The sequence below is a fragment of the Microbacterium sp. NPDC078428 genome (assembly GCF_044542535.1).
Classification (GTDB): Bacteria; Actinomycetota; Actinomycetes; order Actinomycetales; family Microbacteriaceae; genus Microbacterium; species Microbacterium limosum.
The window spans coordinates 114,257-129,417 of the sequence record NZ_JBITUP010000003.1 but is presented as its reverse complement, the minus strand read 5'-3'; the positions used below and the strand labels follow the sequence as shown (position 1 = coordinate 129,417).

The window sequence follows — 15,161 nt, the reverse complement described above, 5'->3', positions numbered from 1 at the left end:
GCTCACGTGGCGCTCTGACCCAGGTAGGCCTCGCGGATCTCGGGGTCGGCGAGCAGCTCCGCCGCCGTGCCCTGCAGGCGCACCTCGCCGTTGACCAGCACATAGCCGCGGTGCGCGATCGACAGGGCGAGCTCGGCCGACTGCTCGACGATGAAGACCGCGACCCCGCGTTCGGCATTGATCCGCTGGATCGTCTCCAGCACCTGGTCGACGACGATCGGCGCGAGCCCCATCGTCGGCTCGTCCATGCAGATCAGGCGGGGTCTCGACATGAGCGCACGCGCGAACGCGAGCATCTGCTGCTCGCCGCCCGACAGGGTCCCGGCCTGCTGCCGGCGACGCTCGGCGAGCCGCGGGAACAGGTCGTACTGATCGGCGAGGTCGGAGCGGAGCTCACCGCCGCGGGCGCGACGCGTGTACGCACCGACGAGCAGGTTCTCCTCGATCGTCATCTCCGGGAAGACCCGGCGAGCCTCGGGCACGCTGGCGATCCCGGCGCGGATGACGTCGGCAGTGGAATCGCGGAGGATGCTGCGTCCGTCGAAGACGATCTCGCCGCGGCGAGGCGTCACGAGGCGCAGGATCGTCTTCATCGTCGTGGACTTGCCGCTGGCGTTGCCGCCCAGGAGCGAAACGATCTCGCCGCGGCCGATGGAATAGCTCACCCCGTGGAGCGCACGGAACTGGCCGTAGTAGACATCGACGTCCCGCACGTCGAGCAGCGGGACGGTCGCATTCATCGGGTCTCCTCGCCGTCCGTCGTCTCGGGCGGGTTCGCCGCGTCGTCGTCGAGCACCGCGGCCACGACATCGTGGGTTCGGGCCGCCGCTCCGCCGCGCCGCTTGCCGAGATAGGCCTCGATGACGCGCTCGTCGTTCTGCACCGCCGCGGGAGGACCGTCGGCGATCACCCGCCCGCCGTCCATCACGATCACACGGTCGGAGACGCTCATCACGAGCTCGAGCTTGTGCTCCACGATCACCATCGTCTGCCCCTCTGCCTTCAGGTCCAGCAGCTGGCGCACGACCTCCTTCGTCTCGGCGGTGTTCATGCCCGCCGTCGGCTCGTCCAGCAGCAGGAGACCGGGCGCCGACGCGAGGGCTCGGGCGATCTCGGTGCGCCGGCGGTTGGCGTAGGAGAGCGTCCACGCGGGGTGCTCGCGACGCGGCAGAAGCCGCGTGGAGAAGCGCTGGAGCTGGGTCGTCACCCGCTCGTCCGCCTCCCTCTTCTCCCTCCGCAGCCCCGGTGTCCCCACCGTTGCGAGTGCCGCCTCGGCGATGAGCGCGACCCACCTGAGCACCGGGATGCCGCGGAGCGCCGGCAGCGGCGTGGCCGCGCGCGCGAGCGGAACCTGGCCCAGGAGCACGTTCTCCGCAACGGTGGCGTTGCCGAAGACGCGCCCGTTCTGGAACGTGCGCCGGACGCCGCGCCGGGCCATCGCGTCGGGGCTGCGGCCCGCCACGTCCTCTCCGCGGAACCGGATCGATCCGGAGTCGGGTGCGAGCTCCCCGCTCAGGAGGTTGATCGTGGTCGTCTTGCCCGAGCCGTTCGGCCCGATGATGCTGACCACCTCGCCCTCGTCGACGTGGAAGGTGTTGTCGTCCACGGCCTTCAGCGCGCCGAACGACCGGGACAGGCCGCGGACCTCGAGCAGCCGGGTCATCGTCCCTCCTCCCCCCGCGTCGTCGCCGGGCGCGCCGCGAGCGTCCCCGCGAGAGGCGGGTCACCCGCGATGGGGCCGGATGGGTCCTGCCGGCTACTTTCGCCTCTGCCCGTGACCCTCGCCAGCAGGCGGGCGAACGGGAGCGGCAGCGTCCACAGGCCCTCGGGCCGGAAGCGCACCAGCAGGAGCAGCACGAGCCCGTAGATGAGGAGGCGGGTGTCCGCCGCGACCCGGAACAGCTCCAGCCCGCCCACGAGGATGATGGCGCCGAGGATCGCGCCGAAGGGCCGCAGCATGCTGCCGAGGACCGCGATCGTGACGATCTGGAACGAAAGATTGGGGCTGAAGATCTTCGGGTCGAGGAACCCGTACTGCGCAGCCCAGAACGCGCCTGCGACGCCGGCGATGAGGCCGCCGACGGCGAACGCCAGGGACTTGTACTGCGGCGCGGCGATCCCCGAGGCGCGCGCGGCGATCTCGTCGTCGCGCACCGCACGCCAGTACAGCCCGAGGTGCGACCGGCTCATGCGGTGCACGAGCAGGATGAGCGCCAGCAGCAGCCCGAGCCCCAGGGCGTAGAGCTGCGTCGGTGAGCTCAGCACGATGCCGAACACGTCCGGGAGCGGGATGAGCGACAGGCCGCTGCCGCCGCCGGTGATCGGCACCGCGACCAGGATGACGGCGGAGATCGCCGCACCCGTGGCGAGCGTCGCGATCGCCGGATAGTGCCCGGAGAGGCGCCAGGAGGGGGCGTTCAGGATCGCGATGAGGACGGCCGAGACCAGTCCGGCCAGGAGAGCCGCCGGCAGGAAGGGCATCCCGGCGTTCTTCATCAGCAGGGCCGCGGCGTACGCGCCGATCGCGACAGGGCCCGCCTGGCCGAGCGAGAGCTGGCCCGCCTGGCCGCCGATGACCGTCATGGACAGCGCGATCATCGCGAACGCGATGATCTGGATCCCGACCTGGACCGCGTACCCGTTGAAGAGCCCGGGAACGGCGGGCACGAGCGCGAGCGCGACGAGCACGGCGACCTGCCAGCGCCTCATCACGAGCGGTCGGGCCTGCGAGAAGAACGTGCCGGTGAGCGGCTCCCGGCGGACGGACTTCTTGCCGAGCAGCCCCTCGGGGCGGATCCACAGGACCGCGAGGAGGACGCCGAACGTGATCAGCTGGCGGACCGAGTCGCCCCACAGACTCACCCCGACCGCCTCGAGCACGCCGAGCACGAGGCCGCCGATGACGGCCCCCAGAAGCGACCCCAGCCCGCCGAGCGTCGCCGCGGCGATCCCGGCCAGCCCGATCTGGAAGCCCTGCGTGGGGGCGATCGTGGTGAAGTAGGCCGCCACGAGGACGCCCGCGAGACCGCCCAGGCCCGAGGCGACCATGAAGGCGATCGACTGGACGCGTGCGACCGGCACGCCCATCTGGGCCGCGGCATCCCGATCCTGCGAGGTCGCGCGGATGGCGCGGCCGATCTTCGTGAACCGCAGCGCCAGCGCGAGCGCGGTCATGAGAGTGACGCCTGTGACGAGGATGATGACGTCGATGAGGCCGAAGGTGAGCCCGCCCACCTGGAAGGTGACGGGCGGGAGTCCCGAGTCGAACCGGCGCACCTCGGGTCCGAAGATCATCTGCGTGAGATTGTCGAGGATGATCATGACGGCGATCGTCGACAGCACCGCGGCGATCGGCGCGCGTCCCGCGAAAGGCCGTACCGCGACGAGATTGATGAGATAGCCGAGGGCCGCCGTCACGGCGACGGCGGCGAGGGCGCCGAGCCACAGCGGCATCCCGAACTGCGTCGTGACGACCCAGCCCACCATGGCGCCCACGGCGAACAGGGAGCCGTGGGCGAAGTTGACGACGTTCGCGACGCCGATGACGAGGGACAGGCCGAGCGCGACCAGAGCGTACGCGTTGCCGTTGATCAGTCCGGCGACGAGGATGTCGAACACGTGGTGGTCTCTTTCCGAGGGTGCGGACGCGAACGCGGGGGCGTCAGGTGCACCGGCGCCCCCGCGTCGGCGTCAGCCGAGGTCGTCGGTCTCGACGAAGGCGCCGTCCTGCACCTGCAGCCACACGAACGGCGGGCTGTCGATCCGGCGCTCGTCGTTGTAGGCGGCCTCGCCGTAGATGATCGAGGGGATGCCCTCGCCGTCGCGCAGAGCGTTGCGGATTCCCTCGCGGTCGAGGGTCTCCGCGTTCTCGGCGGCCCAGGCGAGCTGCTTCAGGCCGTCGTAGGCGTACGCGGCGAAGAGGTTGGGCGCGTACCCGAACTTCTCGGTGTACGCCTCGACGAAGCCCGTGACGGCCGGGTCGTCCGACTCCGGGTAGAAGGACGTGTCGACGTAGATGCCGTCCGCAGCCTCCTGTGCGAGGTCGAGCAGCTGCTGCGAGTAGTTGGAGCCGACGGCCACGAACGGCACGTCGAAACCGGCCTGCTCGGCCTGCTGCGCGAGCAGCGCGGTGGTGGCGTAGTACGTGTAGATGATCGCGACGTCGGCGCCGGCGTCGCGCGCCTGCACGAGCTGCGGCCGGAAGTCGGTGGATGCCTCCTCGACCGGCGTAGAGTAGGCGATCTCGTCGCCGTTGGCGGCGATCTGGTCCTCGAGGACCTCGAAGGCCGTGTTGCCCCAGTCGGTGTTGAGGTAGAAGACGGCGATGTCGTCGCCCAGCTCGCCGGCGGCGTCGGCGACGACCCGCGCCTCGACCTCCTGCGTAATGCTGGGGCTGAAGATGTAGTCGCCGGTCGTCGTGAAGTCGGGGTGGGAGTTGGTGATGCCCAGCTGGAGGAGGCCGCCACGCTGGTAGAGGGGGCTCGCCACCATGGACGTCGCGGACGAGAAGTCCCCCAGCACCGCGAGGACGTTCTCGTCGCTCACGAAGCGCTGCGCGATCGTCGTCGCCTGTGCGGCCTCGCCCTGGCTGTCCTGGAAGTCCAGCTGAACCTCGCGGCCGTCGATGCCGCCCTCCGCGTTGATCTCGTCGAGGGCGATCTCGAAGCCCTCCTGCCAGTTCTTGCCGTACTCGGCCTGGTTCCCGGTCAGCGGTCCGGACACGCCGAAGACGACGGGCTCCCCCGAGGGCGCGCCTCCCTCCGTGCCGCTCTCCCCCGCGCATCCGGCCAGGGCGAGGGTGGTCACGGCTACGGCGGCGCTCCAGGCGAGGAGACGGGGGGAGATTCTCATGGGATGACCTCACGGTGCGAAGGACTCGGACAGCGCGTCATGCGGTGCCCGGCGCGGGGAGCGAAGCCACGCGCCCTCCTATGCTCGCTCGTGCCGCAGCCGCCGACGAATCGAGCCGTAACACAAGCACACGCAAGCGCCGGTCGACTTCGTCCCGCGGCCGACGAGCGCGTATACAGGAGGGATGACACCCGGCAACCGCCCCGCGATCGCGCTGATCGGCGCGGGTCCTCGCGGGGTGTCCCTGCTCGAGCGGATCGTCGCGCATGCCGAATCGGGCGAGGCGCTCGGCGCCGGCCTGACCGTCCACCTCATCGACGACACGCAGATCGGCGCCGGCCGCATCTGGCGCACGGACCAGCCGCGCGAGCTGTGCACGAACACGCTGGCCCACGCGGTGACGCTGTTCACCGACGACTCGGTCACGATGACGGGCCCGGTGCGGACGGGACCCACCCTGTGGGAGTGGGGCGTGCTCGTGGCCCATCGCTCGAATCCGACCGCACGGTCGAGGCGCGCGCTCGAGACGATCTCCGCCGACCACATCGCCGTCTTCGACGTCGTCCCGTTCCCGCGGCTCGTCGCGGACCGGTACCGCGACGAGCTGCGCGAATGGCTGCCCGAGTCGCACCCGAGTCGCGCGCTCTACGGCGAGTACATCTCGTGGTTCCTCTCCGGCGTGCTCGCCCGGCTGCCCGACGGCGTCGACGTGCGCACTCACCTCGGACGCGTCGTCTCGGTCGACGAAGCCGACGGTCGACAACTGCTGACGTTCGCCTCCGGAGAGAAGCTGAGCGTCGACGCGGTGGTCGCCGCGACGGGCTGGATGCCGCGGGCTCCCACGCCCGCGGAGCGCGAGATCCTCGAAGCCCTCGCCGCCGACGAGGGACTCGTGTGGGTGCGGCCGGACAGCCCCGCCGACCAGGACCTGACGGGTGTCCCGGACGGCGCCGACGTCATCGTCCGGGGGCTCGGGATGGGCTTCTTCGACACGATGGCGCTCCTGACCATCGGCAGGGGCGGGGCGTTCGCCCCCGACCCGGACGCACCGGGGGGTCTGCGCTACCTCCCCTCGGGGCGTGAGCCGGTGCTGCACGTGACGTCGCACCGCGGCATCCCCTACCGCGCCAAGAGCCTCTACCGCGGCCTGCCGCCTCGCGCCGAGCAGCGCCATCTGCGCTCGTTCGACACCTCCGCGGCGCGCCCCATCGATTTCGACGCCCGGCTGTGGCCGCTGATCCTCAAGGACGCGTTCTCCGACTACTACGTCACACTCGCGCGCGTGGCGCCCGGCGCCCTGCTCGCGCCGATCGAGGACGTGCTCGCGGCGATCGAGCGCGCGCCCGGCGAGCTCGACGCCCTCACGGCAGCGGTCGCGCCGTTCGTACCGGATCCCGCGGATCGGCTGGATCTCGCCGCGGCTCTGCACCCCGCCCCGTCGGGGTTCGGCTCGCCGGAGGAGTTCGACGGGTGGGTGGAGGCGTTCGTCGCGGCCGACCTCGCCGAGGCCGAGAGGGGCGTCGACTCACCGTTGAAGGCGGCCCTCTGGTCGATCGCGTCGGCTCGGGGACCCGCGAGCAGGATCGGCGCCTTCGGCGGCTTCGACGCCGAGTCCCGCGAGGGCGGCTTCCGGCTCCTTCACTCGGTCGGCGCGACGTTCGGCTCCGGCCCGCCGGCGTTCCGGTCCCGTCAGCTGCTGGCTCTCGTCCGTGCGGGCGTCGTCCGATTCATCGGTCCGGCCGCATCGGTGCGGGTGATCGACGGCTCGTTCGTGGCGAGCTCCCCCGCCGTCGCGGGCTCGGAGGTGCGCTCCCCCGTCCTGATCGATGCATGGATGCACTTCCACGACATCGCCGCCAGCGACGACCCGCTCGTCCACTCCCTCCATGCGGCGGGGCGCATCCGCCCGTTCAGGGTCGCCGGGCGCTCCGGCGGATCGATCGTGACGGGGGGCTTCGACGTGCATCCGTCCACCGGCATCGTGCTCCATCCCGACGGCTCCCCCGATCGGGCGCTCCACATCGCGGGGATCCCGATCGACGAGGTCATGCACGACGCCATCATCAGCCCGATGCCGGGCACCGACCCGACCATGCTGCGTGAGACCGACAGGGTCGCGCGCAGCGCGCTCGAGGTCGCGCTCGCCGCGGCATCCGCCCCCTACTCAGGAGTTCACCGGTGACGAACGACACGAACCGCCCCGTCGCCCTTGTGACGGGGGCCACCGGCGGGATGGGCGGCGAGATCGTCGCCGACCTCTCGCGCACACATCGGGTGATCGCCACGGGCCGCTCGGTCGCGGCGCTCGAGGACCTCACCCTGCGCACCGGGTGCGACACCGCCGCGGTCGACATGACGGATGCCGCGTCCCTCGACGGCCTCGGCGGGTCCCTCGACCGACTGGACGTGCTCGTGCACGCCGCGGCCGTGTCGCGCGCCCGGCGCGTCGACACGGCGGATGCCGAGGACTGGGCGCTCCAGCTGGCCACCAACGTCACCGGCCCCGCCCTCCTGACGCGCGCCGTGCTTCCGCTGCTGCGCCGTAGCGCGGGCACCGTCGTGTTCATCGGCTCGGGCGCCGGCACGCGTCCGGTGCCCGGCAGCGCGGTGTACACCGCCACCAAGCACGCCCTGCGTGGGCTTGCGGACGTGCTGAGGATCGACGAGGCGCCGTCGAGGATCCGTGTCGTGACGATCGCGCCCGGCCAGACCGACACCGCCATGCTGCGCGACATGATCGCCACGGTCGGGGGCGCCTACGAGCCGGAACGGTACATCCGCCCCGCGTCGGTGGCTCAGGCCGTGCGGTTCGTCGTCGATGCGCCCGCCGATGTGCAGCTCACGGACCTCGCGGTGCGTCCGCGCGTCGAGGTCTCGCGCCTCTGAGCCCACCGCCGCCGGGCCGAACGACAGAACGGGGCCGGAGCCCGAAGGCTCCGACCCCGTTCTCGTGTGGTGTCGGCTCAGCGACCCGAGAGCTTCTCGCGCAGCGCGGCGAGGGCCTCGTCGTCGGCGAGGGTGCCCGCGCCCGACGAGTCGCTCGTGAACGCACCGGCGCCGAAGTCGGCGGCGGACTGCGCCTCGGCCTCCATGGTCTTGGCGACCTGGGCCTTGTGGGCCTCCCAGCGAGCCTGCGCGGCGGCGTACTCCGCCTCCCACGCGAGGCGCTGCTCGTCGAAGCCGTCCTTCCACTGGTTGGTCTCGGGGTCGAACCCTTCGGGGTACTTGTACTCCCCGTTCTCGTCATACTCCGTCGCCATGCCGTAGAGGGCGGGGTCGAACTCGGTGCCGTTGGGGTCGACCGAGTCGTTCGCCTGCTTCAGCGAGAGCGAGATGCGGCGGCGCTCGAGGTCGATGTCGATGACCTTGACGAACACCTCCTCGCCCACCGAGACGACCTGCTCGGCGAGCTCGACGTGCTTGCCCGAAAGCTCGGAGATATGCACGAGGCCCTCGATGCCGTCAGCGACGCGGACGAACGCACCGAACGGAACGAGCTTGGTGACCTTACCCGGCGCGACCTGGCCGATCGCGTGGGTGCGGGCGAAGACCTGCCACGGGTCCTCCTGCGTCGCCTTGAGCGAGAGCGACACGCGCTCGCGGTCGAGGTCGACCTCGAGGATCTCGACGGTGACCTCCTGGCCCACCTCGACGACCTCGGAGGCGTGCTCGATGTGCTTCCACGACAGCTCGGACACGTGAACCAGGCCGTCCACGCCGCCCAGGTCGACGAACGCACCGAAGTTGACGATCGAGGAGACCGTTCCCTTGCGGACCTGGCCCTTGTGCAGGGCGTTCAGGAAGTTCGTGCGGGTCTCCGACTGCGTCTGCTCGAGCAGCGCACGACGCGAGAGGACGACGTTGTTGCGGTTCTTGTCGAGCTCGAGGATCTTCGCCTCGATCTCCTGGCCCAGGAACGGGGTCAGGTCGCGCACGCGGCGGAGGTCGATCAGCGACGCGGGAAGGAAGCCGCGGAGGCCGATGTCGACGATGAGGCCGCCCTTGACGACCTCGATCACCTGACCGGTGACGACACCGTCGTTCTCCTTGATCTTCTCGACATCGCCCCACGCACGCTCGTACTGCGCGCGCTTCTTCGAGAGGATGAGGCGCCCTTCCTTGTCCTCCTTCTGGAGGACGAGCGCCTCGACGGCGTCGCCGAGCTGGACGACCTCGTTGGGGTCCACGTCGTGCTTGATGGAAAGTTCGCGGGAGGGGATGACACCCTCGGTCTTGTATCCGACGTCGAGGAGCACCTCGTCGCGGTCGATCTTCACGACGGTGCCTTCGATGAGGTCTCCGTCGTTGAAGAACTTCAGGGTCTTCTCGACCGCGGCCAGAAAGTCTTCGGCAGATCCGATGTCGTTGATCGCGACCTGCTTGGTGGCCGGGGCGGTCGTTGCGGTAGTCATGTAGTGGGTTGTCCTTGTTGGGTTGGTATCTCGGGCCCCGCGGCACAGCGCCGACCCGAAGGGCACGACGATGACCGTGGAGGCGAAGCGGATTCGATTGGGATCGCCACACGCGCACGACGGAGCCGCGACACAAGTGACACCCCAGGGTATCAGAACGGCATGGCCGCCCGCAGGGACAAGCGAGCCCGCTCGACGGCGCCGAGCGGGCTCGCCGGCAGGCTCAGCGGGCGGTGACCTCGACGGTGAACTGCAGGGGCTGAATGCCGCCCTGCGCGTTCGTCATCGTGACCTCCGTCGTGCCGGCGGAGCGCGCCTCGATCCCGGGGTTGAAGACGGCGCTGCCATCCTCGCGCCCCTGCACGAAGACGGCCACGGCGGTGTCGGCGACCTCACCGGTGTAGCTGTCGACGGCGAGGTCTCCGGTGTCGATGTTGAGGACCTGCCCGACGACGAGGTCGACGGTGGCGCCTTGGAGGTCGCCGGCATCCATGGTGACGGGAGCGATCACGGGCGTCGCGGGGCTTTCACTCGGTGCGGACGAGGACGGGGAACCGCTGGGGGTGGTCTCCCCCGCGCAGCCGGCGAGGGTCAGTGCGGCCGCGACGACGAAGGCCGCGCCGATGAGCTTTGCTGTGTTCACGCGGCCAGTATGGCAGGGGGCGAGCAACGGCCCCGGCGTCTGTGCACAGTCGGCGCGTCCGGTCCGTCGCCTACGTGCGGAGAAGAAGAAGCCCGGCTCGTGAGAACCGGGCTTCTTCTGGTGTTGTGACCCCAGCGGGATTCGAACCCGCGTTACCGCCGTGAGAGAGCGTTTTTGAGTCAAATCTGCAGGTTGACGCGGCCGAGAATCATTGTTTTTATGCGGTTCTATGCACCAAGTTATCGACACGTGTCGGTTTCAAATGTGGGCAAAATGTGGGCAAAGGCCAAGTTACCGCCCCATCCCGATTACCTCTGCGATGTCACATGACGATCCAGGGGACGACTCTTGCGTCATAGGCCGATTGATGGCCCGCCGGGACTGGAGGGTCCACTGTGTGGCCGGCTGGGGTCGTACGGTCCGGCACCGGGGAAGTACCGGTCGACGGTTGGTGCTCGCCGGGGCTCCTGGATTCGGACCTCCGGCGCAAGGCCGATATCGCGCGCGCGACTCATGAAGCGCGTCGCAGTGCTCTGACTGATCTTCAGAGTGTCGGAGACGAGCTTGAGCGGAGGGTAGCTGAGAGCGGTCGCGACGCGGTAGATCGCGATCGCGTCGAGGATGGAGTCTCTTTGCTCGCGTCCTTCCCGAGCGAGTTGGCGAGCGAGGAACACTCGGGCACCGATGGGCTGGCTCTCGCCGACATCCACTGTGACCACATCGAGTGCTGAATTCGTCATGATCCAGTGCGTGCGGACTTCACGCAGCACCTGGCTCGTGATGTCGACGCCTCCCCCCTCGCGCTCGAGGGCGGCGAATGCGACAGCGGAGCGACCGAGTGCTGCATCCCACTCCACGCGTACCGTGATCGTGCCAGGGACATCCTTTTCGCCCGATACGCGTGCGTGCCACGATCGCGGCACGCTCACTCCGCTCCCGAGATCGATCCGCTCGTCACCGATGTCGTACGTCTGCAGCTCCGCCATGGAACCCACTATTCCACTCCGCCGGAGAATTCGCGAAGATGACTGTCGATCTTGGCTCACATCTGTGGTACTTTGCGTCGAAGGGAGACTGACGCTGTTGGCTCAAACGTGAGGAAGGCCATGAATCGCTCATCGGATTGTCTGGCTCTGACGATGAAGGATGCCGCGAAGCTCGTCGGCGTCGACTACCGCACGATCAAGTTGGGCATGGAGAACGGGACTATTCCGTCGGTCCAACTGGGGCTGCGGCGAATGATCCCGCGCGCCGCACTCCTGCGCGTGTTCGGCGTCGACGCCTGATCACGAGTTGCTCCTGACGTTTCTGGATCACGGACCAGGAGAGGGCCCTCAGAGCGACAGCCCGCCGCGCGAGGCAGAAGAGTTCGGCGTAACCCATGGTGTCGACGCCTCGAGTGATCGCGCGCGTGCCGCTCGCCGCAGCTCGGCGTCTGCCGCGCGCATCGCGTCCTGGATCGTCAGCTCGGTCGTGCCGCGCATCATCGTCGCGCCGATGTTGCCGATCGCATCCTGGTCGGTCCGGGCGATCGTGACGGCCACGTTCTGGTGCCGCCCGCGCGTCAGGCCGACGTAGAGGCCGGCCGCGTCGACATCCGGCCCCACCACTGCGGCATCCGTCGTCTCGCCTTGAATGCCATGCACCGTCGACGCGTACGCAAGTTGCAGGTGATCGAGCGCGTATTCGCGGCTCACCCGGCGAATCTCACCACTGTCACCGACCGAGGCGAGGTCAATGCTTGCATCCCAAATGTTGCGCACCACCCATTGCGCACGATTCTCAACCCCGGTGCGCGGATCATTGCGGCGGGTCTGCACGATGTCGCCAACCAGGATGTGCTGCTCCCCCATCCCCAGCGCCAGCGTCGTGGGATCCAGCTCACCGTCATTGACCCGTCGTTGCTGGATGGCGTCGTTGATCGCGTCCGCCTCATCATTGGTACCGGCGACCAGCGCAACGCGCTTGCTGCGGGCGTGCCAATCGAAGTAGGCCGCGACCATTGCGTCGCGTGCTTCCTCCGCGCTGGCCACCCGCTGCACGTGCCCGTGTTCGAGCAACTCCCCCGCGACTTGGAGTGCGTCGTCGCGGTCGCGGGGGTTGCGGACGCGCAGCGTGAGCGCGGCGTACTCGGGATCGCTGAACCGGTGCACGGTGTCGAGTTCGACGGATGCTGTCGCGTAGCGCACCGCGGATGCCATCGCTCCTGCATGCCCGACCGGGAGTGCCTGGTTCGGGTCTCCCACCATCGCCACGCCGACACCGTGCTCGAGGGCGAGATCGACAAGCGCGGCCGCAGTCTGCAGGTCGACCATGCCGGCCTCATCCACCACGATCCGATCGCCCCTCCGGAGGACGAATCTGGCTGGCCCGTCGTAGACAACCCCCGTCGTCGGGTCCGCCTCGCCGCGGGACAGACGCGCCCAGACTTGGGCTCCGGCGGAGTCAGTGTGCCAGCGGTAGCCGTGGTCGGCGAGCAGCGCGTGCAGGCTCGAGGCCGCGGCACCGACTTCGCGCGATGCGACCGATGCCGCCTTCCGGGTCGGCGCGACCACCAGCATCCGTCGCCGCTGTCCTGCCAGTCCCGCGTATGCGACGCGCAACATCGTGGTCTTGCCCGCGCCAGCCGGCCCGGTGACCGCCACCAGCCCACCCCTCCCCGCGATCGCGCCCGCTGCTGCGAGCTGCGAGGCATCCAGGGTGTCGATGTCCTCGATGGATGCTGCGGCACGACCTAGCTCGGTCGGCAGGAGTGAGCGGCCGGGTGAGGCGAGAGCATCGAGGCGCCCTGAGAGACGGATCTTCAGGCGCATCGTCTCGGTCGCCATGTACGCCTTCACGTGACCGGGAATGTCCGCGCCCCCAGCGAGGCGCACGGACTTGCGATGCGCTCGTTCGGAGATCTCGTCGATCGTCGCGGTCAACGTGTCGCGCGGCGCGATCACGCCGCTGCGCGAGAGGGCGCGAATGGCGCCGGCACGAAGATCGAACGAGCTGAACCGGCCGCCAGAACGGGTCGACCGCGCGTCGGCGTCTACGACCGCAGCATCCGACAGCAGATCTAGGTCCAGCGCGTCCGTCGGCGTCGCGGTGTGCGCGATCGGAGACCGATCGCGGGTGAGTGCTGGATCGATAACCTCCAGCTCGTCGCGGACCGTTGCCTCCCAGGACTGCTCGTCCAGGTGGGCCGGCTTGTTCGGGCGCGACATCGCCCACGCTCGACGGTCAATCTGCGTCAGAACCCGGATGCTGGGGCGCGCACCGTCGTGCTCGGCGGTCCATACCGCAACCAGCCTCGCTCGGTTCCGCTCGATTTGCGCTGACCGACGCGAGAAGGGCCGTACCGCTCCGGCGAGCTGCGCCACCTCTCCGTCGTCATCGAGAGTGAATCCGTGGCGCGCGAGGGCGGCCATCCACTGCGGGTCAGTGCGGGCAGCGAGATCGCCTTCGGCATTGATCACCGTGTGCAGCTTCATCGCGACGCGTGAGTCGACGTTCGACCACTTGCCGTCCTCACCGAGGACCTTGATGTTCAACCACATATGACGGTGAGCGTGCGGGTCCAGCGCCCGTGAGCGACGATGCTGCAGCTCGACGACCTCGATGCGGGTGATGTCCTCTCGGATCAGCCCACCGTGACCACGGCGCGCGTTCAGCTCGCGCTGCCAGGTCAGCAGGATTTGATCCCGCAGCCGGTCCTGCAGCGCCTCAAACTCGGTCGCGAGTTCCGGATGCAGCAACGCAGCGATGCTGTACGACTTCGGGTGATTGAGCGTGCCGTCCAGCAAGAGGTCGGCGTCAGCGCTCAGCCGTTGCCGGCCGCGCTCCTCACCACTGACAGGGTCGTGGCCCGTGATCCACACACGAAGCCCGCCGGCAGTGAGTTCGTCGGCGGAGATGCGGCCGTGGTCGACGACGAAACGCGCAACAGTCGAGTCCGATGCCAGACCATACGCTTCGAGCGCATCACCACCGGACGCGTGCTGGAGATGAGCGTCACAGGTCCCCTCGAGCGCGTACGCAATCGCGTGTCGTACCCCTCGGGACTCAACCCCACGCTTCCACCGCTCAAGGCCACCTCGCATGCAGTCAGAGTAGGGCTGGTTTTTACGTTTGGCCAGGACGTTTTACGCCTTGAAGGTACCTGTGGCGGGATGCGCCTAAATGGTACCGATCAGGCGCCCCACCGCGATGGGTGCCTGCGTGCATTGCTGTTCATCGGTGTTCCGGACTTGGACCGTTTCGGCTCCGACGCTGTCGGTGGCAGCCGCCGGGTTGTGCGTTGTGTTGCGCTGCTCGATCGAGGCCGCATGGCGACCAGGGCGATCTCTTGAGGCGAAGTTTCGATTCGCGTGTCGCCGACGCTCGAGTCTCCCCGCGGTCTCGAATGGCGCTGAACGACTATGGGCTTGCTCGCCACGACCCGCAGACAGAACGAGGGTCCTATTGCGTCGAACGCTCCAACTGCACCCCGGCTGACCCGTCGGACGGGACCGTGCTCAGGTGCGTTCTTCGAGCGCCCGCACGACCTGTCGAAATTCGTCTGGGGTGATCTCGCCGCGCGCAAGGCGTTCCTCGGCGATCTGACGCGCTGTGTTCGGCGCCGACGGAACCTGTCCCCCACGCGGAGACGAACCTGAAGCTGCGGTGCGGACGATCAAGATGATGACTGCCGCCAAGATGAGCAGCAACATCACGCCGCCGAACCACATCCAGCCCCACCCGAAGCCGTTTCCGTACATCATGAGCTGACCGCCCTTCTATCCGCCTGCCTGGCCGATCCGTGACTCCAGCTTGCGCTGAAGCTTGAGCGTCCCTATAGGTCGAACGTCCCGCGGTGCAAAGCACGGCATACTTCTCATGAACCTTCCCGGGGACATTGATGATTGCCAAGTCGACGGCTCCGAAACCGCGTGTCGTGGGTGATCGACGTAAAGACATGCGAGGCGCGTGTGCGGCCTCTTCGCGATGGATGCTAACGAAAACAGCGTTTCAGGCACCATCCGGACACGAGCTCCCAGCCAGCCTGACGGTGGACGGTTCCTCGGTCTCGGCGATAGCTCACGGGTGTCCGTATCGGTGGGGATCGGCGTCGAAAGCCTTGGCGCATCCGATTGAGCAGAAGTAGAACGTGGTGCCGCCGTGCTCTCGGGTTGTGGCGGCTGTGGCGGGGTCGATCAGCATTCCGCAGACCGGGTCAGTGACTAATACTGTGTTGTCGGTCGTGTCGTCGGTGTGGTGTGTCATGGGATTCT

13 protein-coding genes are annotated in these 15,161 nt (G+C 68.7%); 3 read left to right on the top strand and 10 right to left on the bottom strand.

Going from position 1 to position 15,161, the window contains the following annotated elements:
* Positions 1 to 2: 2 nt before the first annotated feature.
* From ACIGCK_RS06995 to ACIGCK_RS06980, 4 genes are all read right to left on the bottom strand, one after another.
* Positions 3 to 740, bottom strand: coding sequence for an ABC transporter ATP-binding protein (locus ACIGCK_RS06995; RefSeq protein ID WP_396664906.1), 738 nt, complete (start codon positions 738 to 740; stop codon positions 3 to 5).
* A complete protein-coding gene (locus ACIGCK_RS06990) occupies positions 737 to 1,663 on the bottom strand; it encodes an ABC transporter ATP-binding protein (protein ID WP_396664905.1) in 927 nt (308 codons plus the stop codon). The genes ACIGCK_RS06995 and ACIGCK_RS06990 overlap by 4 nt, the downstream gene beginning before the upstream one ends.
* The gene (locus tag ACIGCK_RS06985; protein ID WP_396664903.1) at positions 1,660 to 3,618 is read right to left on the bottom strand and encodes an ABC transporter permease; all 1,959 of its coding nucleotides are present in this window, start codon (positions 3,616 to 3,618) and stop codon (positions 1,660 to 1,662) included. The genes ACIGCK_RS06990 and ACIGCK_RS06985 overlap by 4 nt, the downstream gene beginning before the upstream one ends.
* A 72-nt stretch (positions 3,619 to 3,690) precedes the next feature.
* Entirely contained in the window at positions 3,691 to 4,851 is a 1,161-nt protein-coding gene (locus tag ACIGCK_RS06980; protein WP_396664901.1) for an ABC transporter substrate-binding protein, read from the bottom strand.
* Positions 4,852 to 5,035: 184 nt separating this feature from the next.
* Between ACIGCK_RS06980 and ACIGCK_RS06975 the strand changes: the two genes are divergently transcribed.
* Positions 5,036 to 7,033 carry an FAD/NAD(P)-binding protein gene (locus tag ACIGCK_RS06975; protein WP_396664899.1) on the top strand — a complete coding sequence of 666 codons (1,998 nt, stop codon included), beginning with the start codon at positions 5,036 to 5,038 and terminating at the stop codon, positions 7,031 to 7,033.
* Positions 7,030 to 7,737 (top strand): SDR family oxidoreductase, encoded by a 708-nt coding sequence (locus tag ACIGCK_RS06970; protein ID WP_396664897.1) that lies wholly within the window; start codon positions 7,030 to 7,032, stop codon positions 7,735 to 7,737. Before ACIGCK_RS06975 ends, ACIGCK_RS06970 begins: the two co-directional genes overlap by 4 nt.
* Positions 7,738 to 7,814: 77 nt before the next feature.
* On the opposite strand, the gene rpsA is transcribed toward ACIGCK_RS06970, so the two are convergent.
* From rpsA to ACIGCK_RS06955, 3 genes are all read right to left on the bottom strand, one after another.
* A complete protein-coding gene (gene rpsA / locus ACIGCK_RS06965; protein ID WP_396664896.1) occupies positions 7,815 to 9,263 on the bottom strand; it encodes a 30S ribosomal protein S1 in 1,449 nt (482 codons plus the stop codon).
* 223 nt (positions 9,264 to 9,486) lie between these two features.
* Positions 9,487 to 9,906: a hypothetical protein gene (locus ACIGCK_RS06960; protein ID WP_396664894.1), complete on the bottom strand. Its 420-nt coding sequence runs from the start codon at positions 9,904 to 9,906 to the stop codon at positions 9,487 to 9,489.
* A 353-nt stretch (positions 9,907 to 10,259) separates the two neighbouring features.
* Positions 10,260 to 10,892: a hypothetical protein gene (locus ACIGCK_RS06955; protein ID WP_206686736.1), complete on the bottom strand. Its 633-nt coding sequence runs from the start codon at positions 10,890 to 10,892 to the stop codon at positions 10,260 to 10,262.
* 120 nt (positions 10,893 to 11,012) lie between these two features.
* On the opposite strand from ACIGCK_RS06955, the gene ACIGCK_RS06950 reads away from it, so the two are divergent.
* The gene (locus tag ACIGCK_RS06950) at positions 11,013 to 11,192 is read left to right on the top strand and encodes a helix-turn-helix domain-containing protein (protein ID WP_241748168.1); all 180 of its coding nucleotides are present in this window, start codon (positions 11,013 to 11,015) and stop codon (positions 11,190 to 11,192) included.
* 48 nt (positions 11,193 to 11,240) lie between these two features.
* On the opposite strand, the gene ACIGCK_RS06945 is transcribed toward ACIGCK_RS06950, so the two are convergent.
* The 3 genes from ACIGCK_RS06945 to ACIGCK_RS06935 all read right to left on the bottom strand — a co-directional run bounded on the left by ACIGCK_RS06945 (position 11,241) and on the right by ACIGCK_RS06935 (position 15,153).
* Positions 11,241 to 13,991, bottom strand: a complete 2,751-nt coding sequence (locus ACIGCK_RS06945) for an AAA family ATPase (protein WP_302792523.1) — start codon at positions 13,989 to 13,991, stop codon at positions 11,241 to 11,243.
* Between the two features lie 414 nt (positions 13,992 to 14,405).
* A complete protein-coding gene (locus ACIGCK_RS06940) occupies positions 14,406 to 14,651 on the bottom strand; it encodes an SHOCT domain-containing protein (protein ID WP_183498610.1) in 246 nt (81 codons plus the stop codon).
* A 316-nt stretch (positions 14,652 to 14,967) separates the two neighbouring features.
* Entirely contained in the window at positions 14,968 to 15,153 is a 186-nt protein-coding gene (locus ACIGCK_RS06935) for a YHS domain-containing protein (protein WP_081782656.1), read from the bottom strand.
* Positions 15,154 to 15,161 lie beyond the last annotated feature (8 nt).